Origin of the sequence: Corynebacterium sp. NML 150383, from assembly GCF_002285085.1 — a bacterium.
In the GTDB taxonomy this organism is placed as follows: Bacteria; Actinomycetota; Actinomycetes; order Mycobacteriales; family Mycobacteriaceae; genus Corynebacterium; species Corynebacterium gottingense.
On the sequence record NZ_NSGK01000003.1, the window covers coordinates 1 to 25,014 of the forward strand.

28 protein-coding genes are annotated in these 25,014 nt (G+C 67.6%); 11 read left to right on the forward strand and 17 right to left on the reverse strand.

Annotated features, from left to right (window positions below; translation table 11 throughout):
- Window positions 1–304: 304 nt before the first annotated feature.
- Window positions 305–757, reverse strand: a complete 453-nt coding sequence (locus CKJ85_RS03885) for a Panacea domain-containing protein (RefSeq protein ID WP_095553477.1) — start codon at window positions 755–757, stop codon at window positions 305–307.
- Window positions 758–979: 222 nt separating this feature from the next.
- On the opposite strand from CKJ85_RS03885, the gene CKJ85_RS03890 reads away from it, so the two are divergent.
- Together CKJ85_RS03890 and CKJ85_RS11780 are read left to right on the forward strand one after the other, a co-directional pair.
- Window positions 980–1,939 carry a hypothetical protein gene (locus CKJ85_RS03890; protein ID WP_143340137.1) on the forward strand — a complete coding sequence of 320 codons (960 nt, stop codon included), beginning with the start codon at window positions 980–982 and terminating at the stop codon, window positions 1,937–1,939.
- Complete coding sequence (locus tag CKJ85_RS11780) at window positions 1,875–2,291, forward strand: hypothetical protein (protein ID WP_143340138.1); 417 nt, start codon at window positions 1,875–1,877, stop codon at window positions 2,289–2,291. Before CKJ85_RS03890 ends, CKJ85_RS11780 begins: the two co-directional genes overlap by 65 nt.
- A gap of 326 nt (window positions 2,292–2,617) precedes the next feature.
- Here CKJ85_RS11780 and CKJ85_RS12200 read toward each other — a convergent pair whose 3' ends face one another.
- On the reverse strand, window positions 2,618–2,902 hold the full coding sequence (locus CKJ85_RS12200; protein ID WP_233126937.1) for a carboxymuconolactone decarboxylase family protein: 285 nt from the start codon (window positions 2,900–2,902) through the stop codon (window positions 2,618–2,620).
- Between the two features lie 71 nt (window positions 2,903–2,973).
- The gene (locus tag CKJ85_RS03900) at window positions 2,974–3,588 is read right to left on the reverse strand and encodes an META domain-containing protein (RefSeq protein WP_095278169.1); all 615 of its coding nucleotides are present in this window, start codon (window positions 3,586–3,588) and stop codon (window positions 2,974–2,976) included.
- 160 nt (window positions 3,589–3,748) lie between these two features.
- Between CKJ85_RS03900 and CKJ85_RS03905 the strand changes: the two genes are divergently transcribed.
- The 3 genes from CKJ85_RS03905 to CKJ85_RS11785 are packed head-to-tail and all read left to right on the forward strand — an operon-like array spanning window position 3,749 to window position 4,500.
- Window positions 3,749–4,009 (forward strand): helix-turn-helix transcriptional regulator, encoded by a 261-nt coding sequence (locus CKJ85_RS03905; RefSeq protein WP_095553479.1) that lies wholly within the window; start codon window positions 3,749–3,751, stop codon window positions 4,007–4,009.
- Window positions 4,010–4,027: 18 nt separating this feature from the next.
- Complete coding sequence (locus tag CKJ85_RS03910) at window positions 4,028–4,294, forward strand: hypothetical protein (protein WP_095553480.1); 267 nt, start codon at window positions 4,028–4,030, stop codon at window positions 4,292–4,294.
- A gap of 26 nt (window positions 4,295–4,320) precedes the next feature.
- Window positions 4,321–4,500: a hypothetical protein gene (locus CKJ85_RS11785; RefSeq protein ID WP_143340139.1), complete on the forward strand. Its 180-nt coding sequence runs from the start codon at window positions 4,321–4,323 to the stop codon at window positions 4,498–4,500.
- Here the strand turns inward: CKJ85_RS11785 and CKJ85_RS03915 are convergent, their stop codons facing one another.
- Entirely contained in the window at window positions 4,501–5,103 is a 603-nt protein-coding gene (locus CKJ85_RS03915; RefSeq protein ID WP_095553481.1) for an META domain-containing protein, read from the reverse strand.
- A 154-nt stretch (window positions 5,104–5,257) separates the two neighbouring features.
- Between CKJ85_RS03915 and CKJ85_RS03920 the strand changes: the two genes are divergently transcribed.
- Window positions 5,258–5,536 carry a DUF4236 domain-containing protein gene (locus CKJ85_RS03920; protein ID WP_095278178.1) on the forward strand — a complete coding sequence of 93 codons (279 nt, stop codon included), beginning with the start codon at window positions 5,258–5,260 and terminating at the stop codon, window positions 5,534–5,536.
- Here CKJ85_RS03920 and CKJ85_RS03925 read toward each other — a convergent pair.
- A complete protein-coding gene (locus CKJ85_RS03925) occupies window positions 5,508–6,356 on the reverse strand; it encodes a CPBP family intramembrane glutamic endopeptidase (RefSeq protein ID WP_095553482.1) in 849 nt (282 codons plus the stop codon). The two genes, CKJ85_RS03920 and CKJ85_RS03925, sit on opposite strands and share 29 nt — an antisense overlap.
- 68 nt (window positions 6,357–6,424) lie before the next feature.
- Between CKJ85_RS03925 and CKJ85_RS03930 the strand changes: the two genes are divergently transcribed.
- Window positions 6,425–7,354 carry a TDT family transporter gene (locus CKJ85_RS03930; RefSeq protein WP_095546927.1) on the forward strand — a complete coding sequence of 310 codons (930 nt, stop codon included), beginning with the start codon at window positions 6,425–6,427 and terminating at the stop codon, window positions 7,352–7,354.
- On the opposite strand, the gene CKJ85_RS03935 is transcribed toward CKJ85_RS03930, so the two are convergent.
- Genes CKJ85_RS03935 through CKJ85_RS03950 form a run of 4 tightly spaced genes read right to left on the reverse strand, consistent with a single transcriptional unit; the run spans window position 7,351 to window position 10,568 of the window.
- Window positions 7,351–8,277, reverse strand: coding sequence for a 2-dehydropantoate 2-reductase (locus CKJ85_RS03935; protein ID WP_095553483.1), 927 nt, complete (start codon window positions 8,275–8,277; stop codon window positions 7,351–7,353). The genes CKJ85_RS03930 and CKJ85_RS03935 overlap by 4 nt on opposite strands.
- 40 nt (window positions 8,278–8,317) lie before the next feature.
- Window positions 8,318–9,451 carry an HNH endonuclease signature motif containing protein gene (locus CKJ85_RS03940; RefSeq protein WP_143340140.1) on the reverse strand — a complete coding sequence of 378 codons (1,134 nt, stop codon included), beginning with the start codon at window positions 9,449–9,451 and terminating at the stop codon, window positions 8,318–8,320.
- A gap of 11 nt (window positions 9,452–9,462) precedes the next feature.
- Window positions 9,463–10,047 carry a GH25 family lysozyme gene (locus CKJ85_RS03945; protein WP_095553485.1) on the reverse strand — a complete coding sequence of 195 codons (585 nt, stop codon included), beginning with the start codon at window positions 10,045–10,047 and terminating at the stop codon, window positions 9,463–9,465.
- Window positions 10,044–10,568, reverse strand: a complete 525-nt coding sequence (locus CKJ85_RS03950; RefSeq protein WP_095553486.1) for an NUDIX domain-containing protein — start codon at window positions 10,566–10,568, stop codon at window positions 10,044–10,046. Before CKJ85_RS03950 ends, CKJ85_RS03945 begins: the two co-directional genes overlap by 4 nt.
- Before the next feature lie 61 nt (window positions 10,569–10,629).
- Here CKJ85_RS03950 and CKJ85_RS03955 point away from each other — a divergent pair, with 61 nt between their 5' ends.
- The gene (locus CKJ85_RS03955) at window positions 10,630–11,367 is read left to right on the forward strand and encodes a hypothetical protein (protein WP_095553487.1); all 738 of its coding nucleotides are present in this window, start codon (window positions 10,630–10,632) and stop codon (window positions 11,365–11,367) included.
- Between the two features lie 15 nt (window positions 11,368–11,382).
- On the opposite strand, the gene CKJ85_RS03960 is transcribed toward CKJ85_RS03955, so the two are convergent.
- Genes CKJ85_RS03960 through thrC form a run of 3 tightly spaced genes read right to left on the reverse strand, consistent with a single transcriptional unit; the run spans window position 11,383 to window position 14,034 of the window.
- Window positions 11,383–12,426 carry a S1 family peptidase gene (locus tag CKJ85_RS03960; protein ID WP_233126938.1) on the reverse strand — a complete coding sequence of 348 codons (1,044 nt, stop codon included), beginning with the start codon at window positions 12,424–12,426 and terminating at the stop codon, window positions 11,383–11,385.
- 1 nt (window position 12,427) lies between these two features.
- Complete coding sequence (locus tag CKJ85_RS12090; RefSeq protein WP_165765497.1) at window positions 12,428–12,565, reverse strand: hypothetical protein; 138 nt, start codon at window positions 12,563–12,565, stop codon at window positions 12,428–12,430.
- A gap of 26 nt (window positions 12,566–12,591) precedes the next feature.
- Window positions 12,592–14,034, reverse strand: coding sequence for a threonine synthase (thrC, locus tag CKJ85_RS03965; RefSeq protein ID WP_095553649.1), 1,443 nt, complete (start codon window positions 14,032–14,034; stop codon window positions 12,592–12,594).
- Between the two features lie 136 nt (window positions 14,035–14,170).
- On the opposite strand from thrC, the gene CKJ85_RS03970 reads away from it, so the two are divergent.
- Window positions 14,171–15,517: a nitrate/nitrite transporter gene (locus CKJ85_RS03970; RefSeq protein WP_095553489.1), complete on the forward strand. Its 1,347-nt coding sequence runs from the start codon at window positions 14,171–14,173 to the stop codon at window positions 15,515–15,517.
- A gap of 3 nt (window positions 15,518–15,520) precedes the next feature.
- Here CKJ85_RS03970 and CKJ85_RS03975 read toward each other — a convergent pair whose 3' ends face one another.
- Genes CKJ85_RS03975 through CKJ85_RS03985 form a run of 3 tightly spaced genes read right to left on the reverse strand, consistent with a single transcriptional unit; the run spans window position 15,521 to window position 20,211 of the window.
- Window positions 15,521–15,802, reverse strand: a complete 282-nt coding sequence (locus CKJ85_RS03975; protein ID WP_095553490.1) for a hypothetical protein — start codon at window positions 15,800–15,802, stop codon at window positions 15,521–15,523.
- Between the two features lie 34 nt (window positions 15,803–15,836).
- Window positions 15,837–18,875, reverse strand: a complete 3,039-nt coding sequence (locus CKJ85_RS03980; protein WP_095553491.1) for a bifunctional [glutamine synthetase] adenylyltransferase/[glutamine synthetase]-adenylyl-L-tyrosine phosphorylase — start codon at window positions 18,873–18,875, stop codon at window positions 15,837–15,839.
- Window position 18,876: 1 nt separating this feature from the next.
- Entirely contained in the window at window positions 18,877–20,211 is a 1,335-nt protein-coding gene (locus CKJ85_RS03985; RefSeq protein WP_095534934.1) for a glutamine synthetase family protein, read from the reverse strand.
- A 56-nt stretch (window positions 20,212–20,267) separates the two neighbouring features.
- Between CKJ85_RS03985 and CKJ85_RS03990 the strand changes: the two genes are divergently transcribed.
- Window positions 20,268–21,908, forward strand: a complete 1,641-nt coding sequence (locus CKJ85_RS03990) for a CYTH and CHAD domain-containing protein (RefSeq protein ID WP_095553492.1) — start codon at window positions 20,268–20,270, stop codon at window positions 21,906–21,908.
- A 133-nt stretch (window positions 21,909–22,041) separates the two neighbouring features.
- Here CKJ85_RS03990 and CKJ85_RS03995 read toward each other — a convergent pair whose 3' ends face one another.
- Complete coding sequence (locus tag CKJ85_RS03995) at window positions 22,042–22,221, reverse strand: hypothetical protein (protein WP_095278206.1); 180 nt, start codon at window positions 22,219–22,221, stop codon at window positions 22,042–22,044.
- A gap of 141 nt (window positions 22,222–22,362) precedes the next feature.
- On the opposite strand from CKJ85_RS03995, the gene CKJ85_RS04000 reads away from it, so the two are divergent.
- A complete protein-coding gene (locus CKJ85_RS04000; RefSeq protein WP_095553493.1) occupies window positions 22,363–23,589 on the forward strand; it encodes a hypothetical protein in 1,227 nt (408 codons plus the stop codon).
- 23 nt (window positions 23,590–23,612) lie between these two features.
- Here the strand turns inward: CKJ85_RS04000 and CKJ85_RS04005 are convergent, their stop codons facing one another.
- Window positions 23,613–25,010 carry an RNB domain-containing ribonuclease gene (locus tag CKJ85_RS04005; protein ID WP_095553494.1) on the reverse strand — a complete coding sequence of 466 codons (1,398 nt, stop codon included), beginning with the start codon at window positions 25,008–25,010 and terminating at the stop codon, window positions 23,613–23,615.
- Window positions 25,011–25,014: the final 4 nt, after the last annotated feature.

Sequence of the window (25,014 nt, forward strand, 5' to 3'; positions counted from 1 at the left end):
CCTTTCTGCGCTTGTGTAGTGGAATAGCCATCCGGCTATTCCACCGCTGCAGGCGTCCAAAAAGCTACTAGACATCCTGTCCAAAAACTTCCTGGACTCCTTGTCCAAAAAGTCCCTAGACATGACACATCTAGCTCGCTCACTGTCCACCGAACAAGCTTCTCCCGATATGACTCATCGCCAGTTGCGGTAGAAGGAACAGCTTTGTCGTTAGCAACCGGACTGACCGGTGGGACGTATTTGCCACCGGCGTTGTTTTGCTGACGCGCAAGCTTCTTCTTCTCTCGCTTCTTACTACCCACCGCTAGACAGTAGAAGCCGACTGCATGGCACTGTAGAAATCTTGCATGACTTCTTGACTAACTTCGTTAGTAGAAGAGGCACCATCTACCACACCCTCACGCGCCTCACGCCAAGGACGCTCGCTATGGGACAAGTCGCTCAACTGTTGCCCGCTTAGGTGACCATACGCACCAAGAACCGTGTCAATAGTTTCTTTTTCGTCGGCAGTGAGACGGTCGGAATCACCGGGGAACATGTTAACGTTCGCGGTGAACTCGCCACGGTGATAACCGTAAAGCTCCCGCGTCACCGGACCATTGGCCCACGCTTCAATCCGGGCGTTGAAAAGCGGCTTTTCATCCCAAACCAAGTTCCATGCTTGCGAGTAGTACACGAGCTTCTGAAGCTTCATGGTGCTCACGTGACCGCCTTGACGCTCCAAAATGTACCTTGCTACATCGTTCACACGTGCCATGACTTGCTCCTTTCACTCATGTAGCGGGTTTGCTCGATTACTTCTAACCGCCCCAATTATCCATGTATTCCGAGGAAGTTGTTAGCTCGACACGTCCACCTCCCCCTGTAAACACCATGTACAAGTCGAACTAGCAGCAAGAATGACCTTTCTCACAGCGGGTTAAAGCACCCCTGTCATCGGTACACCAAACGGGGCTGGGATACCCGTTCGATTGCGGTGATGGTGACGTTGCGCGCGATGGACTCGGATATTTTGACCCAGCAGACCCTGGGCCGTGGCCTGCGACTGCCGTTCGGCAAGTACACGGAGGAGGAACCCATTGACACGCTCGACGTGGTGGCGCACGATTCGTTCCGTCTCCTGCTCGATAGCGAGAAGGTGCTGCGCTCGTTCGGCGTGGAGAAGGTGCTGGACCCGGCACCACAGCCGGGCACCGGAACCGGCGCGGGTACTGGTTCGCCCCCAGCCCCCGCGCCCTCACCGGACCCGGACCCCGCGACGACGCTGCGCGAACTCGGCGGCGACGGCACGGACCCCGAGAAGTGGCACCTCACGCCCACGCCGCGCGCCGTGGTTGAACTCGTGGAACGTTTTCGCACCGTGTCGTTCCTGTTCCCGCGCACCACGCGCGTGCGCGAGGACTCCTACTACTCGCTGAGCAAACTGCCCAACAGCGAAGTGGAGCGGGCCGCCTACCGCGTCACGGAGATGGACACGGCGGTGATGGAGCGCTACAAACCGAACTTCAAGCCGCACACCATTACGCCGGAGCGACTGCGCCAGCAACCCGTGGCCGGGCTGGAAGTGGACGCTGAAACCGTGCGCAGGGAACTCAAGACGACGCTTTTGCGCCACCGGCTGATTGAGCCGAACAACGACAACATTGGACAGATTGACAACCGTATCCTACCCGAGTTCCTGCGCGCCGTACCACTTCACACATGGACAATGGACACGCTCGCCGTGGCCGCGACGTTGCTTAGTGAACTCGTTGACCGCGAGGTCGCCGCGTTCGCAAAGACACTGCAACCCGTGGTCAAACTGTGCCCGCCGGTCCTACGCACTCGCGGCGGGCAAAACCATCGCACCCCGCCCTGGCAACGGCGAAAAGTACGTGCGGTACCAGTTCTACACCGGCTGGGAGAACAACCTGTACAACGCCGCCGCATTAGACTCTGAAGCGGGCGAGGCCAAACTGGCCTGCGACCTCGACGTCTCCCCCGGCATTAAGTGGTGGACCCGGCTCTACCGCGAGGACGGGGCCAGCTCCACCCACCACCCGGACTTCATCGTCCGTGACAAGGACGGGCGGACCTGGATTGTTGAAGGCAAGGACGAACGTGGACGAACCGACGACGAGGTGCAGCGCAAGCGGGCCGCTGCCGAGGAGGCAATCAACCTCATGGCTGCGGACCCTGACATGCGCGATCTGAAGGTGGGCTACGTCATCGCCTACGAGAAGGACATTCGGGACTCCGGTACGTGGGCGAAACTCCTGGCGGTGAGTTCGCCCGTGACCTCCCCGAACTAGCACGGCGCGGGAGAACCGGGTCGGGTTTGCCGGGGACCGGGGTAAATGGCTACGCGCGGCTCCTGGCCACCCGGTTTCACAAACGTCTCCGCGCGCGTAAGTCAAAACCTCGAGGGTGTTCCCTCGGGGTTTGCTTATGCCCGGATGCCTAGGTCGAAGTCGTCAACTCCGGAGAGGCTTCGCGGGTTAAGTCGTGTGGTGATGCCGATCCGATTCCGGGCGTTGATCGCTACGATCGCCATGAGCAGGTTTCTCGCACCCTTCTCCCCGTGCAGGTGCTCGACCCGATCCCAGAGCTCGTCCGGCACGGACTCCTCCCCGTGGATTCACGTCACTGCGTCGGTGAGCTCGAGCGCTGCGCACTCTTCGTCGGAGAATTGCTCCTTGTAGTCGGTCCAGCGCTCGGTGCTGCTGATCTTTTCTTCGCTCCAGCCGTCCTTCTTCGCCTCACGACGGTGCATGGCCAGGCAATACACGCACTGGTTGAGCGCGGAAGCCCGCAGCTGCACCAGGTGCTGATAGCGCTTGTCGACGCGCGCTCGGACGTACGTTTCCAGCCCGAGCATTGGCGCGTAGGCGACTTTTGGAATCGGTTTTCTGTGTGCAGTCACAGGGTAAAGCTACGCGGCCCGGACCAAAGTGGCCCGGGCCGCGAGTGCATCGTTTCTCGTGGGTCGCGTTCTTAGCCTTCCTGCGGCTCGATGATCGTGGCCTTCGCCTCCACGAATTCGATACCCTGCCCCTGGCTTCCCAGGGCAATGGTCTCTCGGTCGATGAGGTAGACCGCCGGGTTGGCCTGCAGAATCGTCTTCAGGTCCTTGGCGGCAGCCTCTGCCGCCGGGTCGCACAGCGCCTGGGTCTGTGCAAGATCGCCGACGTGCAGCTTGCCCTGCTCATCGAAGTGATAGGTCCCGTTGCCTGAGTTGCATCCGTCGCCGTAGGAGAAGGTGCCATCCGGGCTGAATTCGATGGTCACGTTCTCGTTGGCCTTCGCCTGCAGCGGGCGCTCGACGGAAGAAGCCCACAGGTGCTCGGGAGCCTGCTGCGCGTACTCGGGCAGCGCGGTGATCAGGCCGCCCTGCTCGGCCGGATCACCCGGCTGCTGAGCGCTGGAGCCCGGCAGCTGCGGTGCGCCGCCGAGCAGGGTGGAGCTCAACCCGACTGCGGTCTCGACGATCGCAGGGTCAGACGACAGGCCCTGCGGCAGCTCCTGCGCGTGGGCGGTGCCGGTGGCGCCACCCATCAGGGCGACGGCAAGGGTAGCGGTGGACAGTTTCTTCATGATCTTGGAAGCCATGGCTCTCAACCTACCGAGCAAAACCGCCAAATCAACCACCTTGAGAGAACTAGAACGGTATCTCCAGGGCGCTCCTAAACGCGGCGGTCGAAGCTGAACATCGCATGAAAATTAACGCGAACAGTTGACAATCCGTTGTGTTTATACAACACTCTGAGTCATGTCCCCAAAGAAAAAACCTGTGGATCCGATCTTCAACCGTATCCGCGTGCTGCGCACCGAACGGGACATGTCGCGCGGGCAACTCGCGGAAGCGGTTGAAGTCAATCCACAAACCATCGGAGCGCTCGAACGCGGCGACCACTACCCCAGCCTCGACCTCGCCTTCAAAATCTGCGACGTCTTCGGGCTGCCGGTGGAAGCCGTGTTCTCCCGTACCGAGTTCACGCCAATGTCAACCGAGATCTACCGCACACCCTAAACCCCGAAAGGACTCCCCATGGCACCGAAAGATGTTCACGCGAGCGTCGTGAAGCGAAAGCGACTCACTCTGGCCACCGACGTCGGAATCGCGATCGTACTGCTCGCTGCGGTCCTCCAATTATTCAACCCCACCGTGTCCACTGCGCTGTGGCTCGGCGGGGGTGCGCTCGCCGCGGTCGGACTCTTGCTGCTTCGCAAGTCCATCGGCGGGCCGACCTGCCGCGCGCCGAGCTCGACGAGTATGAAACCCAGCGGCACATCGAGGCCCGCGACGAGGGACTAAGCTGGTCCATCTTCTCCTCGACCGCCATGTTTGTCCTAGCAGGATTCTTGGCGCTCGCGACGCGCCTCGGATTCGAACCTTCAAACGTGGACGTGGCGCTGTTCTTTGCCAAACTGCTCTTCTGCCAGATGCTCTGGATCCCGTTCGTGGTGGCGCGCTCGCTGGCGGGCAAGATCAACCGCGACGCGCTCATCGCCGCCGGGTAACTACTGCGCGGCGACCTTTGTAAACTCGATCGCCTTCGCCTCGCTCCCGAGCGCGACACCACCGGCGACCTCGTACACGGCCGGGGTGGACTGCAGCACCGACTTCAGCGCGGCGGCGTTGTTCATCGTCGCGGAATCGCACATGACGCGGGTCTCCGAAAGGCCGCTGACGTGCAGCGCGCCGGCGTCGTCGATGGTGTACAGGCCGTTGCCGGAGTTGCAGCCGTCGCTGTAGGTAAGCGTGCCGTCGGCGCGCAGCTCCACGGTCATCGCCTGGCTCTGCTTAGCCTCGAGCAGCCCGGTCACCGCGCGCTGCGCCTGGGACTTGGGCAGCGGCTGCGCGTCGGCGGGCAGGGTGGTCACGACGGAAGACTGCGACGCGCGCTGCTCCGCCGCCTTCCCGCTCGCGCCGCCAAGTACGGTGGCGTTGAGCTCGCCAAGGCGGTCGGTATCGACGTAGTCGGTCACGTTCAGGTTTGCGACGCTCGGCACAGACGACAGGTCCTGCGCCCCCGCCGTACCGACGCCGCTGAGCGCCAGCGCGCCGATCGCTGCCGCGGCAGCCGTCTTGGTGGTCAATTTCCGTACGATCTGGTTAGCCATGCGGACCAACGTACCGGCGCCCAGGCGCGATCTCCCGCGGAACGAACACGTCTCATGAAAGCGTTACGGTCCTGCCACCGCGCACCAAGGTCGAGTGTGGGGTGGTCTTTGCTACGCTTGAGGGACTTTTACGCTACGTCGATAAGGAGCCCCCATGCCGTTCCGTTTCCGCCGCTCCAAGAAGTTCGGGCCGTTCCGATTCACCCTGTCCGGCTCCGGCCTCTCCGCGTCCGTCGGCTCCGGGCCGTTCCGCTACACGTTCAACTCCAACGGCGGCCGCACGCGCACGATGCGCACCGGTATTCCGGGCTTGCGCTACGAGGAGCGCGACACCCCGAACCAGGTGCGCAGGAAGAAGCGCGCGAAGCAGCAGCGCAAGCAGGTTGGCAAGGAGCAGACTCGCTTCAACGAGATTTCGCAGCAGTACCGCTAGCCACCAGCCACCAAATCGCTGCGGTGGCAAGCACGGTCGCGCCTATCGACGCCACCGCATCCCCCACCGTCGCCTCAGCCAAGCCCGCAACGGGCACGTGGAAGGGATCCGGTAGGATCGCGAGCGTGTTCGCCACGGCGTGCACTGCCAACGACGCCTCTAGCCCGCCCGTTGCCCACGTGAGGAACGCGCCGCAGAGCGCGAACGTCGCGACGCTGAGCTGGCCTCGCCAGCCGTAGTCGTGGACGGAGACGAACATCAACGCGGGGACGAGGTAGGCCACCCACGGCGAGCGGGTCCACTGCCCTACTGCCTGCACCAGCGAGCCGCGAAACACCAGCTCTTCCGACAGCGCCTGCAGCGGGATGAGCGCGACGAGGATGCACAACGCACCGAAGTTCTCTGCGGTGAACGCACCGTCCGCGGGTTCGCTCCGCCACAGCGTGTACCCTAGCTCCGCACCGAACGCGACGAGCGCCGGCACCAGCGCGATGCCAAAGATGCGCCACCGGAAGCGGCGCTCCACCGACCACAGCGCGGACGGGCGCCGGCCCCGCAACCACGCGGCGATGAACGCCGCAGGGATCGTCGCGGCCTCTATTGACCCCGCCGCGAGCGCGAGCCAGGGCGTGTCCACGAACTCGAACTCGCCCATCGCTTTGACCGACGGGTTGAAGAACTGATCCGCCGCGCTGAAAAGCGCGAGCATCGCGGCGTAGATGCCGAAGAAGAGTATGAGGACGACGACGAACTCGAGAAGCGGACGCCACCAGGCAACGCGCGGCGCCCCGTCGCGGCCGAGCATATGATAGGAACCCATAACTTCATGATACGCCGCTGGGGTGGGGTAACGTGGCGTCGTGAAGCAATAGGGATTACCATAAGCCCGTGACTGACAAATTTCGCCAACTCCCGCCACCGGGCCCCGCGTGGGGCGGCAGCCTCATGGGCACCTCGATCGTCGCGCGCCTGCTCGTCGAGGAGGACCTCCTCTTCCTCGCCGGCGTCTTCGCCGCCATCGCGTGCGTGATCCTGGTCGTGCTCACCGTAGGCTTTGCGCGCTACCGCCAGCCCAGCTTCGAGCGCACCACGATGGCCGAGTGGTCGATGTACTTTATCGGCATCCTCGCGCTCGGCGCCGCGCTGTCCGGGCTCACCGGCGACGGCGTGTACAGGCTCATCGGCTTCTGGATCGGCGGCCCAGTCACCGTCATCACCTGGGCGATCCAGCTCACGCGATTCGACGGCGAGCCCCGGTTCACCTGGGGTCTGCCGCTGGTCGGGCCGATGATTTCCGCGTCCGTCTCCGGCTGGCTCGCACACGACTACGGCCCGCTCTACCACGTGATGGGCACCGCCCTGTTTGTCATGTCGCTGCTTACCGCGGTGCCGACGTTCGCCCGCGTCTACTGGGCCGCCTGGCACGGCCGCGTCGACTTCGAGGGCGCGAAGTCCGCCACCGCGTGGGTGCCACTCGGCGTGGTCGGGCAATCCACCACCGCGATGCAGATCCTCTTCCCCGGCCCAGTCTCCATCTACTACGGCCTGGTCGCGCTGATCATCGCGATCCCGCTCGCGATATACGCCATGATCACCTTCTACCCCAACGCCGCGCGCTGGGTACCGTACTCTCCGGCATGGTGGTCGTGCACCTTCCCGCCGGGCACCGTCAGCATGGGCGGACACCAGATGGCGATGGTCAGCGGGTCGCAGTGGCTGGACGCGATCGCACTGAGCATCCCGGTGCTGCTCGTCGCGCACTGGGCGCTGTGCTCGAGCCGGTTCGTCAGTTGGGTGGCGGAGGGGCGCACGAGCTAGGCGCGCACCGCGAGCACCGCGTAGGTGTAATCCAGCAGCGGGGTGGGCACGCCCGCAGCGGCGGCCTGCCGGCGGATCGCGCCGACCTGCGCGTCGAGCTCGCTCGGCAGTCCGTCCGCGATGTCGCGCTGCATCGAGCTCGTCGCGCCCGCGTATTGCTGGTCCGCAAACGCGAGGGTTTGCGAGACCGCGTCCGCCGGCAGCCGCACGCCAAGCCCGCGGGCTGCGGCCTCGACTTCTTTCATCAGGGCGCGGAGTTGGGGGCGCAAAGCGTCGCGAAGCACGCCCATCGGCACGCCGGCAACCGCGCCGAGCGCGCCCGTGGTGGTGACAAACATGGCTTTTGACCATACGTCCGTAAGCACGTCGCCCGGCGCGTACAGCTCGCCGCCGATCCCCGCCTCATCCAGCGCCGCGCGGAACGCCCGGGCAGTTTCGCTTATCGACGCCCCCGCCACCGGCCCAAAGCTCAACGCCAAAGGCCCGGGATTGAGCACGATCTCTGCCGGCCCGACACGCGTGGCGTAGCAGCGGGCCACCCCGGCGAGGACCCGGTCGGCGCCGAAAATGCGCGCGGCGGTGTCGTGGATTTCGACCGAGTTCTGCGTCGTGACGATGGGCACGCCGCCGAGCTGCCGCGCGTCCGCGAGGTCCGCGAACGTCGGGTTATCCGGCAGCGCCTTCGTGGCGACAACCACGATGTCCGCCCCGCCCATCAGGTCCGCGGCCTCCCCGGCGTGCTCCGCCGCGTGGACCCGGACGGCGCGCGCCGGCTCGTCGCCGCGGCTGAGCAGCACGCCGCGCTGCCTGAGCGCCGCGAGCGTCTCCCCGCGCGCGACAAACGACACCTCGTGACCAGCCTCTGCGAGCACGCCGCCGAAGTACCCGCCGATCGCGCCCGCACCAATGCACACCACCTTCATGGTGCACAGTCTATCCGCGCGCACGCCGCCGCGTGCGCCTTTACTCCGGCGGCGACGGCCCCGCGTAGGTGGGCTCACCGGCCGGCGCGCCCTGGGCCGGCCCGCCGATCACGGCGCCGGTATCGGCGTAGGCCCGGCCGGTGAAGCGCGGCGCGGCGTACTTCGGACCGACCCACGCGATGCGCCCGTCGATGCGGGTCATGCGGCCGCGCTTTGGGTCGCCGTTGACGGCATTGTGGTGCGGGCACAGCCAGCACATGTTCGCCGGGGTGGTCTCTCCCCCGTGCGCGTACTCGGTGAGGTGGTGGGCCTGGCACTTGGAAATCGGCGCGTTGCAGTCAGGCCAGCAGCACGTCGGCGAGTCCACCTCCAACGCGAGCCGCTGCACCCGGGACGCGAGGCGCATGCGGTGGGTGTTGATCGGGCCAAGGTGCTCCGCGGCGAGCGTGATGTAGCCGTCCGGCAGGATCCGGCGCTTGAGCAACTGGCTGGTGGTCATGCGGACCCCGGTGTTGGTGACGACGACCGGCTCGGTGTCGTCGCTGTCGTCGGTGCCGGCGAGCACGTGGTCGATGTCCTTGTCGGTGACAATCGCGTGCACCGCCACCGGCGCCTGGACGATGCGCCGGTTGTTGACAATCCAGTCGATCGCATCGATGGGCTTGCCCCGCTCGTCGGGCGTCTCAAAGGTGGTGACCACGTCCTGCAGCCGGTTAGTAGGGCCGGTGAGCCGGATGATGAACTTGTCGTTTTTCATGTCGCGCTGGATCCGCACCCCGTCCTCGGGCACGCGCGGCGCGATGAAGTCCTTGCGCAGCCGGGCGGCTTTCTTTGCGATGGTGGCGGTATCCCCCTGCGCGGCGCACAGCTCGGCGGTGTATTCCCAACGCTTGGTCGGGTTGCTGATGCGGCGAGCGGTGCGCTCGATCAGCTCCAGCGTCTCAATGCAGTGACTGTTGGCTTCCGCCGCGGAGCGTGCCTCGGCCTGGTAGCGCGAGTGGCTGGTCGGCCGAAAGAACCGCCGCGCGAGCCGCACCAGCGTATCCGCGTAGTCCTCGGCCGCGCCCATCCCCACCAGCGCGGGCGCGTCGAGCCCGGCCTCGTCGACGAGCCGGAGCGTGGCAATACCCCCAGCGCGGAAGGCCAAAAAGGCCCGTAGTTGTTCCTCCCCCATAGGCCCACAACCTAGCCCACCCCCATGCACCCCGCAACCGCAAGGTTGAGATCCACCGCGATCCCGCCGACGCGCCCGCGGGACGTGAACTGCCACACCTGCGGTGCCGGGAACCCGAGCGGCCGCGGCCACGGCCCGAGGCGCGCGGGGTCGGTCACGGAGTTGTCGCCCCACTGCGCCAGCCACAGCGCGCCGAACTCCGCCGGGTTGGCAAGGCGCATGTGGCGTCGCCAGTAGCGGGCGGTGGTGTAGATACCGGCGACGGGGACGTCGGCGGCACGGAAGGCGGTGGCGGCGGCGCGGACGTCGGCAAGCGAAAGCCCCGCGGGTGACTCCACGTCGAGCCACATCGGCAGCCGCCTCCCGCCCAACACGTCGAGGGCGGCGCCGACCTGCTCGGCGACGGTCGTGCCCTCCGACGGGCTGCGTAGGTAGTGGTAGGTGGACAGGGAGCAGTGGGACGAGTGGGCGTCGAGAAGCAATTGCTCGAAGCACGGGTCCTGGTAGGTGCCGTCGGTGGTGCGAAGGACCGCGAAATCGAAGCCTGCGAAGTCGAGGCCGGCCTGGTATTCGGAGCAGTCGACGCCGAGCCTCACCGCTTTGACAGCCCCATCCGCGGAGTGAACGACTCGGGGTGGCGGCGCTGGGCGGCCGCGTCCGCGATGGCCAGGCGCCACTTCGGGTCCGTGACGGGCATGCGCGAGATGGGGAACCAGCCGACCTCGGTCGACTCGTCGTCGCCCACCACCGGCTCCGCGGCGGGGTTTACCGGCTCGAGGCGCAGCTGCACGGACATGTAGCTGGCCTGGTCGCCGTTGGCGTGCACGAGAGGGCCGACGGACCCCGCGCCAAGGATCGCGGCGGGCGTAGCCTCGATGCCGGTCTCCTCGCGCACCTCGCGCACCGCCGCGTCGTGCGGCTGCTCCCCCGGCTCTGCGATCCCGGTCACCGGTGTCCACTCGCCGTTGTCCGCGCGGCGCACGAGCAGCACGTCCGGCACCGCCCAGGCGGACTGGTCGGCGGAATCGCGCAGCACGATCGCGGCGACCGACGGCAGCCAGAGCGGGTCGTGGCCGATCTTCTCGCGGATCTGCACGATAAATTCCGGGATTGGCACGGCGTGTCCTTTCGTTCGTCGTTCGCGTGCCCACGAGTCTACGTCGGCTAGGATAGCTGCGATGCACACCCTGAAGCGCCTCCCCAAAGCCGTATTTATCACCGTCTACGGCGCGGTGCTGATCGCGCTCGTGGTCATGATCGCGGCGCTGACCAGCTACCAGACCAACGCGCGCACCACGCAGACGACGCCGGCGCCGCCGGTTACCGCCTGGAACCCCGCGCCTGCCGACGCCCCCAACGTCGCCGCCAGCGTCCGCCCCAACGTCATCGCCGACGCGCAGGTAGGCGCCACGAAGACCGGTGTGATGCTGCGCGGTGACCTCACCCCCACCGCCATGGTGAGTGCGGAGACCGCCGGCCATATCTCGCGCCTGCTCGAGCAGAACTGCCTGGACACGCTCACTCTCGAGACACCCGACAACATGCGCTTCGAGCTGCTGGGCTTTTGCTTCACGACGCTCCCGCCCCAGACCATCGCCGACCTCCTCCACTTCGGCGACGAGCACGGTGCCAACTCGGTCACGGTGACCAACAACCTGGAGCGCCAGGGTGGCGGTCAACTCGCGCAGCTGTACTGGCTCGACGCGACGCACGAGCAGGTGGAGGCGCTGCAGCCGGCGTGGGAGGAGTTCGGCCTGCGCCCGTACCTGGACCGCGCGACCTTCGAGGCGTTCACGGAGGACGAGCTCACCATCATGGAGGCGAATCCCTCGCGGCCGCACACCTACAAGCACGAACCGACCGGCGCGGCGCTGCGCGAGAAGTGGGGCATGCCGGAGCCTGGCCAATCCTGGTAGCTTCGCAGCGCAGCGCTACCAGCGCTGCGTCTCCCACTGTGCGTCCGGCACGACCTGGTCGATCACGGTCATCATCTGCTCGACGTTTGAGTAGGACATGAGCTTCGGGTTCTCCATCCCCTCCCAGCAGTCCTCGCCGCTGCGGCCGGCCTCCGTGCCGGAGACGATGCCGATGATTACGGCGCGGCCGTTGACGTGGGTGAACACCGGGCCGCCAGAGTCACCGGCGGCGGCGCAGACTGCGGCGATGTCGCCGAAGGTTTCGCGGTCCTCGTCGTCACCCGCGTTCACGATCTGCACCCGCTGCGTGTCTTCGAACTCGCCGCAGGTGTAGCCGGTGGTGGCGCCGGTTTTGCAGACGTGGCCCACCGGCGGGACTTCGTCGGCGATGCCGGTGGGGATTGGGTCGCCAATCACGTCCATGTAGCGGTCCGGGTCGGTGATCTTGATGATGCCAACGTCGATGCCGTCGGAAGCGCTGGCGTCGTGAGCAAACAGCCCCGAGTAGACGAACTGGCCGACCTCGTGCGCGTAGTCGAAGGCGCGCGAGGCGTTCGTGGGCCACACGAGGTCACCGGCGTGGCCGCAGTGCCCCGCGGTGACGGCGTAGTGCTGGCCCGCCGCGTCGCTGAAGCTGAACGCGACGGTGCACGACTGCGCCGTGAAGCTCTCGCCGGGCTGCGGCTGGTGGTCCGTCGTCTGGATGCGCGTGCCGGGCGCCCACAGCGCGAACGCTGGCACGCGGACCTGGTTGGCCTGGCCGTCAGACTCGGCGGCCTCCGTCTCCAGCGGGGTCTGCACCGCCTCGCGCGCCTGGCGCTCCTCGACGGAGCCGGTGGGCAGCTGCGAGGTGGTCAAGCCGAGCCACACCACGGAGGCGACGAACAGGGCGACCGCGACGATGCAGACCACCCAGCTCACGGTGCGTGCCGTGGTGCTGCGCGGGGCGGGTGCGGCGCGGTGCTGCGGCGCGGGCTCCGGGAACGTCCAGCGCTCGCCGTAGGTCGGCTGGTACTTCCTGGCGTGGTTGCCGGTCGATGAATCGTTTGAGTGGGTCACGCTACTCGGCGTCCGAGTGCTCCTCCTCGTCGTTTTCCGACTCAGCATCGCCGGATGCCTGGATCTTCAGGTCGCGGATGAACTTCTCCGGGTCGAACTCGGTGAAGTAGTCGGGGCCGGCGAACTGTTCTTGTGCCATGGTGTGCTCCTTTTTCGTGCTGGGGCTTACTGCCCGAGGGTATCGACGATGAACTGCTTGACGCGCTCCGCGTCGTTGGGCAGGTCCGTGACGTGGCGGTCGGCGGCCAAGATGGAGGCGAAGCGCTCCGGCACCTCCGGCTCGCGGCCGGTTGCCTCGACGATTGTGTCGGCGAACTTGACCGGCAGCGCGGTCTCCAGGACCACGATGCGGGTGTCGGTCTCGCCGGCAAGGTCGCGTGCGACGTGGATGCCGTCGGCGGTGTGCGGGTCCACCATTACCCCGTGCTCCTCCCACGTCTGCTTGATCGTGGCGAGTCGGTCGGCATGGGTGGACGAGCCCGAGACGAAGCCGAAGTCGTTCCGGATGCGGTCCAGGACCTCCTGGCCGCCCAGATCGTCCAGGTCGAAGCCGCCCTCCTTCACCTTGGTACCGAAGAGGCGCTTGGTGGCGGAGGCGTCGCGCTGGAGGGCGTCGAAAAGCATGCGCTCGAAGTTGGATGCCTTCGAGATGTCCATGGACGGCGACGAGGTGGCCTGGGTTTCCGCCGAGGAACGCGGGCGGTAGTTGCCGGTGCGGAAGAACTCGTCGAGCACGTCGTTTTCGTTCGTGGCCACGATGAGGCGGTCGATGGGCAGGCCCATGCGCTTAACGACGTACCCCGCGCACACGTCGCCAAAGTTGCCGGTCGGGACAGCGAACGAGAGTTTTTCGTCGTTCGACTCGGTCACGCGCAGGTAGGTCGAGATGTAGTAGACGGTCTGCGCAAGCAGGCGCGCCCAGTTGATGGAGTTCACCGCGCCGATGGAGTACTTGGCCTTGAAGGCGGCGTCGGCGTTGACCTCCTTGACCACGTCCTGGCAATCGTCGAAGACGCCGTCGAGAGCGATGTTGTGGATGTTCGGGTCGTCCAGCCCGAACATCTGCGCCTGCTGGAACGGGGTCATGCGGCCGGCGGGGGTGAGCATGAAGACGCGGATGTTGTTGCGTCCGCGCATCGCGTACTCGGCGGACGAGCCGGTGTCGCCCGAGGTCGCGCCCAACACGGCGAGCGCCTCGCCGCGGCGGGTCAGCTCGTACTCGAACAGCTCGCCGAGCAGCTGCATCGCCATGTCCTTGAACGCGGCGGTGGGGCCCTCGGACAGGTGGGCGATGGAGAGCGTTTCGTCCAGCTCCGTGACCGGCACGATGTCCGGGTGGGCGAACTTGGGAGTGCTGTAGGCCTTGGCGGTGAGTTCCTCGATCACCGCTGGCGGGATGTCGTCCACGAACAGCTTCACAACCTCGGCCGCAAGGGCTGCGTACCCCTCGGCGGCGAGGAGGTCACGCCAGGCGTCGAGAAGCGAAGGCTCCAGGCGCGGATACGTGGCCGGCATGAACAGACCGCCGTCGGCGCTCAATCCCCCGAGCAGGATGTCGGTGAACTTGTGCGGTGAGGCGGTCGTATCGCGAGTTGAAATGTAATCCACGGGCGTCGAGTTTACGGGACCGGGTTGGAATTCGTAGATATTTTTGCGGCGCATCGGGCTGTGCAACGCGCACCAGCTGCCTCAAAGGTAATCCCAATTAAACATAACGGGCGTTAGGGTACTACCATTCATTGCCATGGCAAACAATCATCCACGCGAACAACTGACAACCAAAGCCCTTATCGTGTGGTTCGGCGCAGTCGCTGTGTATGCCGTAGCCATCCTCGGCCGCACCTCCTTCGGTGTGGCAAGCGTGGAAGCTATCGACAGATTCAACGTCGACGCATCACGAATCGCAGTCTTTACCGCAGTCCAGGTCGGTGTCTACGCCTTCGCGCAGATCCCCACCGGGCTGCTCATCGACAGGCTCGGCCCTCGCTTCATGCTCGTCGCCGGCGCCATCATCATGGCCGTGGGGCAGATCGTCCTCGGCCTGACCACGTCGTACGGCGTGGCCATTGTCGCCCGCGTCCTCATCGGCGCCGGCGACGCCACCGCGTTCCTGTCCGGCATGCGCATCCTGCCCTACTGGTTCCCGCCGCGGAAGACCCCGCTGTTCACCCAGCTCACCGCGGCGCTCGGCCAGCTCGGCCAGTTCCTCTCCGCGGTCCCCTTCCTCGCCCTGCTCACCGCCAAGGGCTGGACCGTCTCCTTCGTCTCCCTCGGCGCGCTCGGCCTACTTGTCGCGCTCCTCGCCGCGATCGCAGTCGCCGACACCCCGGAATGGGCCGAGATGACGCCCGGCCAGCGCCGCGAGATCAAGCAGCAGCGCCAGGACGACCGCACCCCGATGAAGGAGGTGCTCGGCGTGGTCCTGCGCTCCCCCATCGCCTGGGAGGCATTCTTCATCCACGGCTGGGTCATCTTCTGGATGTTCAGCTTCTGCCTCCTGTGGGGCCTGCCGCTCATGACGCTCGGCATGGGCCTTACCGAAAGCCAGGCCGGCACCGTGCTCATCCTGTTCACGGTGGTCAACATCGCCTCGGCGCCGTTCGTCGGCGCGGTCTCCGCCCGCATGGGCTCGAGCCGCGACCTCGGCGCCCTCATCCTCGGCGGCGTCACCCCGCTGGCGTGGATCATCTTCTTCCTGCCCAGCGAGCCGCGCAGCTACGCGGCCATCCTCACCATGGCCATCATCATGGGCCTGTGCGTGCCCACCTCGAACTTCGGCTTCGACGCCGTGCGCGAAAACCTGCCCACCAACATGGTCGCCACCGGCACCGGCCTGGGCAACATGGGCGGGTTCGTAGCGACCATGATCGGCGCGCAGACCGTCGGCGTGCTGCTCGACCACTCCTCACACGGGCAAGCCTACCAGTGGCACGACTTCCAGCTCGCCTGGATCGCCTTCTACGTCACGGCCGCCGTGTTGCTCATCGGCCTGCTCGTGTCGCGCCGCAAGGCGAAGCGCCTCACCGCGACACCGCGCGTCAAGATCGTCAACGAGGCGCCCGCCGAGCGGCAGAAGCTGCAGGACGCGTAGCCGTTACCGCCGGGGCGGCTCCTGGCGCCCGGTCAGGATGTCCACGACGGAGCGGATGGCGGCGTCGCCAAGCTGCGGCAGCTGCCCGCCCGTCGCCGGCGCGTGCTCGCCCCGCGCGGCGCCCCGCTCGGCCCGCACTTCGGGCTCGACCTCGAGCGACAGCGTCGTATCTTCAAGGTGCAGCGCGGCACGCTTATCGACGCCAGCCACACGCGCCCCCTCCACCAGCGCCACCAGGTCGGCGTAGGTCGCATCGGTCAGATCAATAGAAAAGTGAACAGCCATGCCCCCACTCTACGGGCGCGAGCGGGAGACGGCGCTAATCAAACTCGCGGGTGGGCTTTTCTCCCCAGAACACCTCTTCAATCACCTGGTGAGCCCGGCGCGTAATGCGCAGGTAGTCCTCCAAGAACTGCTGCTGGTCGTCCGGGTCGTAGCCGGCGGAGCCCGCCACCTGCGCCAGGTGCGGCCCCGGCGCGGGCAGCTGGTCGGTGCGCTTGCCCGCGACCAGCACGAGCGCGCTGCGGGCGCGCGTGGCCGTGAGCCAGGCGGTCCGGAGGATCTCCGCCTTCGACGCGGCCAGCACCTCCGGGTCGTCTAACTCCGCGAGGAAGTCCAGCGAGTCCAGGGTGGACGTGGTGTGGAGCCCCTGGTGCTCGTGGGCGTGCATCATGGTGAGGAGCTGGACGGTCCACTCGACGTCGGCAAGCGCCCCGCGCCCCAGCTTGGTGTGGGTGGCGCGGTCGGCGCCGCGTGGGAGGCGCTCGTTGTCCACGCGGGCTTTGATGCGGCGGATCTCGCGGATGTCGGCCCTGCTCGCCCCGCCCTTGGGGTAGCGGAACTGGTCAATCATCTGTAGGAACTGCTCGCCGAGCGGCGCGTGGCCGGCGACGCCGGTGGCGCGCAGCAGCGCCTGCTTCTCCCACACCTCGCCCCACTCGCGGTAGTAGCGCTCGTAGGAGGCGATCGTGCGCGCGACGGCGCCGGAGCGGCCCTCGGGGCGCAGCCCCAGGTCCACCTCGAGCGGCGGGTCGCCCGACGGCTTGGCCAGGCGCTTGCGCATCTGGTCCACGATGCGCGCCGCCCACGCGGTGGCGTCGGACTCCGAGGTCTCCCCCACGGGCTCGGCAACCACCATGACGTCGGCGTCGGAGCCGTAGCCAAGCTCCGCGCCGCCGAGGCGGCCCATGCCAATAAACGCGATGCGCGCCGGCTGCTCGGCCAGCTCCTGGTCCTGCAGGTCGGCGTAGATTTCAGATTCCAGCGCCGCCTGCAGCACCGCCTCCCACACGATGGTTAGCTCGGTGCACACCTGGCGCACCTCCATCAGGCCCAGCAGGTCCGCAGACGCGATGCGTGCCAGCTCCGCGCGGCGCAGGGAGCGCGCCACCGCGACGGCCTTGTCGGGGTTGCCTCGGTGCCGGTTGGCGGAGTTGATGATCGCCTTGTACACCTGGTCCGGCGCGGGTTCGAGCAGGCGCGGCCCGCTGGAGCCGTCGCCGAGCAGCTTGACCACGTCGGGGGCGGAGATGATGAGGTCGGAGGTGTACGGCGAGTTGCCCAGGATGTGCATGAGGCGCATGCCGACGACGCTTTCGTCGCGAAGCATGCGCAGAAACCAGCTGCGATCCAGCGCGGCGTCCGACAGTTTGCGGTAGTTGAGCAGGCCCGCGCCCGGGTCGGCAGTGCCGGCGAGCCAGTGCATGAGCGTGGGCAGGAGGATCGCCTGCAGCTTCGCCTTGCGCGAGGTGCCCTTAACCAGCGCGTTGAGGTGGTCGTAGGCGCGGGCGGGGTGGCGGTAGCCCAGCGCGGCCAGCTGCGCCTTGACCGCGTCGGCGGAGAAGGTCGCCTCGCCGATGGACAGGTCTACGACGGCCTCCAGCAGCGGGCGGTAGAAGAGGCGCTCGTGCAGGTTGGACACCACCTGGCGCAGCTGCGACAGCGCCCGCTGCATCTCCTCGACCGCGGTGCGGCGCGCGGTGGCCTGAAACCCGGCGGCGCGGGCGAGCCAGCGCAGCCGCTTCTCGTCGTCCGCGTCGGGCAGCTGGTGGGTCCGCTTGAAGCGCTGCAGCTGCAGGCGGTGCTCCAGGAGTCGGAGGAACTCGTAGGCGCGGATGAGTTTGCTCGTGTCTTCGCGGCCGACGTAGCCGCCGTCGCGAAGCGATTCGAGCGCCGCGACCGTGTTGGGGTTGCGCAGGTCGGCGTCGATGCGCCCGTGCACGAGCTGCAGCAGCTGCACGGCGAACTCCACGTCGCGCAGGCCTCCCTCCCCCAGCTTCAGCTCGCGCTGCCGCAGCGACTCGGGCACGTTGGCCAGCACGCGCCGCCGCATCGCCTGCACGTCCTCCACGAAGGATTCGCGCTGGGAGGCCTCCCACACGAGCGGAGCAAGCGTATCGACGTAGCACTGCCCCAACTCCAGCGACCCCGTCAGCGGCCGCGCCTTGAGCAGGGCCTGGAACTCCCACGTCTCGGCCCACCGCTTGTAGTACGCCACGTGGCTGTCCAGGGTGCGCACGAGCGCGCCGGCCTTGCCCTCGGGGCGCAGGTTGCCGTCCACCTCGAAGAAGCAGGCGGTGCCCAGCTGCATGAACTCGCTGGCGGTGCGGGTCGCCTTGGCGGTGGCGTCGTCGGCGACGAAGATGACGTCCACGTCGGAGATGTAGTTCAGCTCGCGGGCGCCGCACTTGCCCATGGCGACGACGGCGAGCCGTGTGTCCGGTTCCTCGTCGCCGTAGATGTGGCGGACGGCGACGGCGAGGGCGGCGGTCAGCGCGGCGTCGGCAAGCGCGGTCAGCGTCTCGGTGGTGCGGGTGTAGCCGAGCGGTTCCGTCCCGCCGTAGCCTTTCACCGGGGCGAACGTGCCCGCCAGGTCCGCGGCGGCGACCCGCATCATGAGCGTGCGGTACGCGTCGCGCAGCGCCTCCTTCGCGGCGTGCTTGTCGTCGAAGCGCGCGCCGGCGCGGTACGTCGCCTCCGCGATCGGCGCGGCGTCCACGGCGGCGAGCATCGCCTCGCGCATCTCCTCGGCGGTGGGCAACTCGCCCGCCAGCGCGCGCCACTGCTCCGGGTTGGCCACCAAGTGGTCCGCCAGCGCCGTCGAGCCGCCGAGCAGCGCGAAGAAGCGCGTGCAAAACGCCGGATCGGCCGCCAGCTGGTCGCGCACCTCGGCCCACTCGCCCGGCGCGTGCTCCTGCAGCGCCCCGGCGAAACGGTGCGTGTTGTTCAGGGCCAGGTCGGGGTCACCGGTGCCGGCGAGGGTCCAGAGCGAGGGGGCGTCGACAAGCGAAAGCTCCTCGATGTCCTCCGCGGCGCGCGGCGAGACGAGGCCGAGTTTTGCTGGGGTGGGAAGCGCCATATTAAAGGTCCATCCCGCTCTCCAGCTCCCACGGGGTGACCTGGCAGGTGTAGTCGTGCCACTCGTCCCACTTGGCGCGCAGGAAGTACTCGAAGACCTGCTCGCCGAGCACCTCGGCCATGAACTCGGACTGCTCGAGGTAGCGCAGCGCCTGGTCGAGCGAGTTGGGCAGGTCGCGGTAGCCCATCGCGCGGCGCTCGCGGCGGGTGAGCGAGAAGACGTCGTCGCGGGCGGGCTCGTCCAACTCGTAGCCCTGCTCGATCCCGCGCAGGCCGGCGGCCAGGACCGCCGCGTAGGCCAGGTAGGGGTTCGCGGCGGAGTCCAGCGAGCGGACCTCCACGCGGCGCGACTCCGCCTTGTGCAGCCGGTAGGTGGGCACGCGGACCATCGCGGAGCGGTTGGACACGCCCCAGGTCGCGGCGGTGGGTGCCTCGGAGCCGAACTGGAGGCGCTTGTAGGAGTTGACGTACTGGTTGGTCAGGGCGGAGATCTCGTTGGCGTGCTCGATGATGCCGGCGATGAACTGGCGGCCGGTGCGCGACAGGCTGATCTCATCGTCCGGGTCGTGGAAGGCATTCTCGTCGCCCTCGAACAGGGAGAAGTGCGTGTGCATGGCGGAGCCGTCCATGTCCCGGAACGGCTTGGGCATAAACGTGGCGTGCACGCCGTTGGCTTCGGCGACCGTCTTCACGATGTAGCGGAACGTCACCACGTTGTCCGCCATGGTCAGCGCGTCAGTGTGGCGCAGATCGATCTCCTGCTGGCCGGCGCTGGCCTCGTGGTGCGAAAACTCGGTGACGATGCCCATGTACTCCAGGGCGCTGATCGCCTGCCGGCGCAGCTTCGGCGCCTCGTTGCGCTTGGCCTGGTCGAAGTAGCCGCCCTTGTCGGCCGGCCGCGGATGCTCGCCCGGTTCGAAGGGCTTGACCACGTAGAACTCGATCTCGGGGCTGGCCAGGAACTCAAAGCCCATGTCGCGGGCGTTCTGGATCTGGCGGCGCAGCACCTGCCGCGGGTCCGCGTAGAGCGGGTCGCCGTCCGGCATGGTGATGTCGCAGAACATGCGCGCGGTCTGCAGCCCGGAGTCCTCGTCAAACGGCAGCGCCTGGTAGGTCGACGGGTCCGGCTTCAGCAGCGTGTCGGACTCGGAGATGCGGGTGAAGCCCTCGATGGAGGAGCCGTCAAACCCCGCGCCCTCATCAAACGCGGATTCCAGCTCCGCGGGCGACATCATCACGGTTTTCAGCGAGCCGAAGATGTCGGTGAACCAGAGCCGCAGAAACGCGATGTCCTGCTGCTCTACCTTGCGCAGGACCTCTTCCTGTTGAGTGTTCATACGGCCCACTGTAGCCGGGCTAGACTCTATGCCAGCCGAAGTGAGGAGAGGAACGTATGCCACAACCACAGGAATTTCTGGAACTCGAGGTCAAGCTCGCCGTCGACGCCGACACAAAGCCACCCAGGCTTTCGCTTATCGACGCCACACTGTCCCCCATCTCCACCACCACCCACGAACTTTCCGCCATCTACTTCGATACCGCGGACCTGCGCCTGACGCGCTCCAAGATCACCCTGCGCCGCCGCACCGGCGGCAAGGACGCCGGCTGGCACGTCAAGCTACCCGGCGAGTCCGGCGGGCGCCGCGAGCTGCAGCACCCGCTGTCGGACGGCACCGGTAGTGGCAACGGAGTTGGCAGCGATGCCGACACCGTCCCCGAGCCGCTGCTGGACGCGGTGCGCGACGTCCTCGGCCCCGTCCACCCGCCGCTGAAGCCGATCGCGCGCGTGGACAACCGACGCGTGGAAACCGTGATCGGCGTGCGCTACCCGGACCCGGCCGACTCGCTCGCGGTGGCGGAGTTCTGCGACGACCACGTCTCCGCCGAGTCCTACCTGCCCGGCGGCACGGCCTCCGAGTGGCGCGAGTGGGAGCTTGAGCTCACCGACGCCATCGCCGGCACCCCCGCCGGCGAGCGCCTGCTCAGCCGCGCCACCGAGGCGATGCTGGCCGCGGGCGCCCGCCGCGCGGACTCGCCGTCCAAGCTGGCCACGGCGCTTGGCGACAGCTTCAACAACGCGCCCCTGCCGTCCGCGGGCACCGGCGACGCGGCCGCCGACGCCGTGTACGCCTCCCTGCGCGACAAGCGCGACGCCATCATGAGCTGGGAGCCGCGCGTGCGCGCCGACGAATACGACTCGGTCCACCAGATGCGCGTAGCCACCCGCGAGCTGCGCTCCTTGCTGGAGACTTTCGACGGCGTGATTACCGCCGGCGACCTCGCCCACCTCGAGGCGGAGCTCAAGCACGCCGCGGCGGTCCTCGGCATGGCCCGCGACGCCGAGGTGGTCGAGCAGCGCTTCCACGACCTGCTGGCCAGCGACCAGTCCGACAAGATCGACGTGATCACCGCCGCCCACATCAACCGCGACATGCGCGGCGTCTACGAGGAGGCCCACGCCGACATCGTCGACATGTTCGACTCCGAGCGCTTCACCGCCCTGCTCGCCGAGGTCGACGCGCTGCTTCACGACGCCCTCACGCCCCACCTCCCCGGTGAGGTTGATGAGGATGAGGGTGGCGCGGACAAGCATGAGCCCGAGGAACCCGCCGACGCGGTGCTCTACGCGCACCTGCGGGCGGCGTACAAGAAGCTGAAGAAGCGCAACGCAAAGGTGGAAAAATACTACGGCGACACCTCCCTGCCGCTGCTGCAGCGCGAGTCGTACGTGCACGACGTGCGCAAGACGGCGAAGAAGCTGCGCTACGCCGCGGTAGCCGCCAAGGACGCGGGCCTGAAGACTGGGCCGCTGGCCAAGGCGTGCAAGCGGCTGCAGACCATCCTCGGCGATTTCCAGGACGCGGTGACCGCGCGCGAGCACATCGAGCGCCTCGCTCGGGCGGCGCGCGACCGCGGCGAAGATACCTTCGCGTACGGCATCCTCTACCAGCGAGAACTGGAGATCGGGCGCGCAGCGCTCGAGGACTACCCGAAGGCGATCAAGGACATCAAGAAGGCATTCAAGCAGGTGTAGAGCCGGGGGGCGCGTTGCAGGCCTTGTAGCTGGATGACGAACAGGGGGTGACGAAGATGCGGAATTTTTGTCGCACCCTCGTCATCCCCTTCTCGTCATGGAGCGGGTTCCCCTCGGGCGCACGGCTCGCGTCCTAGTCCTCCCAGGCCTCATCCTGGTCGTCGGCGACCTGGTTGCGCTGCGCCGCGGTCTCCAGCGCGCGCTCCGCCTCCTCGCGGGTGTCGTACGGGCCCATGCGGTTGTCCCAGGACGCAACCTTGCCCTGGGTGACCTCGCCGGTGGACGGGTTGAAGTAGAACTTTTCGTCTGCCATGGTCGGCTCCTTCGTGTATTCCGGGGGTTCGCGGTGGGCCGCAAACGGTGGACATTTTGCCCCACCATACCCGCCGACGGCGGTTGGTAGTCTGGAGTTTCCTCGTACCAATCCCCCTTTGCGCAGAGTGGAGAACGCTTTATGTCTTTGTGGCCTGCCCCCGACGCCCAACCATCCGACCTGGTGGAACGCGCTCGCAAGGAGCACGAACGGCGCGTTGGCGCGCAGCCGACACACGTCGCATCCGCCCCGGCAACGTGGATCCTCGCCGGGGAAAACGTGGACCACTTCGGCGGCGCCACGCTCATCGGGCTCGGCGGGCTGCGCGCCGCGGTGGCGGTAAGCCCGCGCGACGACCATAAGCTCCGCTTCGCGGCCTCCGCGCCGGGCTCGGAGCCGGTCCTGACCACCGCCCCGCTCGGCGACCCCGACGGCGCCGACCACCCCCTGGGCAAGCGGTGGGCCGGCCTGGTCCACCAGCTGATCCAACGACAGGTGCTCTCGCGAGAAACGGCGGGCCTAGACGTGACGGTCGTTTCCGACATCCCGCTCGGCGCCGGGCTCGGGGCGCTTTGGGCCGCGGACTCGGCCATGTGCCTCGCCCTCGCCGCCGGGCACGGCGACATCAACGACGCGCCCTTCCGCGCCCGCCTCGCCGACATCGCCGCCCACGCGGTGGAGACGTACTCGTCGCTCAACGGCCTGCGCTCCCGCCACACCGCGGCCCTGCGCGCCACCGGCAACGGCATCGCCGTGATCGATTACGCGGACGGCTCGCTCACCGAGGCGCCGCACCCGACCCGCGAGGGCGTGCGCATCTTCTCCGTCGCGGAGACGTTCGGTGAGGCGGACGCGGGCCAGGTGGAGGGCATCGCCACCCACCGCGCGTTCATCAGCGCGGCGTGCGCCAACTTCGGCGTCCACTCGCTGCGCAAGCTGCCCGACGCCATCGAGCGCGTCGTCGAGTGGGTCCAGGCGCGCCACACCGTCGGCGACACCACCGCGCCAGCGCCGGAGACGGCACGGGCGTGGGTCCACTTCTGCGAGGCGGAGACGCTGCGCAGCATGGCCGTAGCCAGGGCGCTGCGCTCTCGCCACACCAACGACCTGTTCGCCCTGGTGAACTCGCCAACCGAGCTGCGCGGACTCACTGTCCCCACCGAGCTCGTGGCCCTGTGCCGCGAGCGGGGCGCGCTCGCGGCACGGCCCGCGGCCACCGGCACCTCCAGGGCGGTGCTCGCGCTCGTGCCGCGCCGGGACGCGGACGAGTTCGCCCGCCGCATGGCCGAGCAGTTCGACGTCGTCGAGATCACGCCGGGCACCACCGCGCGCCTCGAGGACGCCCCGCGTCCTAGCCGGCAAACCTAGTCGGCAAAACCTAGTCGGCAGACCTAGTCGGCGGGCCAGGCGAAGGAGACTTCGCGCTGGGTGGCGTCGGCAAGCACGAGCGAAAACTTCGTCTCCGTGCCCTCCCCCGGCGCGCCGACGGACGGCGCGAGCACCGGCGGGTCCGCGATGAAGATGCGGGCGCGGTCCTCCTCGTTGACCGTGAGCGTCACGCCCTCGAAGTTGTGGCCGACCCACGGCTCGAGCACGGTCGCCTCGGTCAGGTTCAAGCACGCCTTGTCCACGGTGTTGGCCAGCTGGGACGTCCGCCCCATCGTCTTCATCACCCTTGGTGCGTCCTCGCGCACCCACTCCGGCACCTCCGCGCCCGCGCAGATAGCCAGGCAGACTTCGGTGGCGTAGCGGTCGACCAGCCGGCGCAGCGGCGCGGTGACGTGACTGTAGTAGCCGCCGATGCCCGCGTGTACCTCCGGCTCCTTCTCCGACAGGTCCACGTAGCCCGCTCCGCGCAGCAGCTTCTGCGCCTCGCGCATCATGGCCATCCCGCGCGGGGTGTCCGCGTCGATCCCGGCGAGGAACTCGCCGATGTTGCCGCCGACCTCGTAGCCCAGGTTCGACGCCTCGCGCCGGAACTCAGCCTCCGCCTCACCGGTCGCGGGCCCGAGCGTGCGCAGGAACCCGACGCCAGCCTCCACCATCATGTTGCCCGCCACCATGCCGGTGAGCAGGGAGATCTCCGAGTTGTAGTCCATGACGGGGTGGCGCGGCTCGATGACCAGCTCGAAGGTCCCGCCCTCGCCGACCACGCGCACGCTGGGCAGCCGCAGGTTGATCGCCTCGCGCCGCAGCGAGCTACGCTGCCGCAGCTGACCGACCTCGGGAAGCAAGCGTATCGACGCGTGCGGCTCCCCCCGCACGAAGTCCTCGTGCACCCTGTCGTAGTCCAGCCGGGCCACCGAGCGCACCAGGGCGCGCTCGACGTGGGCGCTGTCCACCTCGCCGTCCTGGTCCAGCTCGAACGTCCACAACACCGCCGGCCGGTCCACGTCCGGCAGCAGCGAGGCGGAACCCTCGCTCAGGCTCGGCGGGTGCAGGCGTGCCGGCTCGTCGGGAAGGTAGATGGTCTGGCCGCGCTGCAGCGACTCGTCCCTCACCGCCCCGCCCGGCTCCACAAAGGCGGCGACGTCCGCGATCGCGTACGTGACGGTGTAGCCGCCGCCTCCTCCTTCGCCGCGCTCGGCGATGTGCACCGCCTGGTCCAGGTCGCGGGAGCCGACTGGGTCGATGGTGACGAGGGGGATCGAGCGGGCGTCGATACGCTGCCCGGCGAACCGATCGGTGAGCTGCGTCGCTTCCTCGAGCACCTGCGGAGGGAAGTCGGTGGGGACGGAAAATTCGCTCGCGATAGCGCGAAAGTTCAGCGGCGCGGCATACAGTTTCATACCC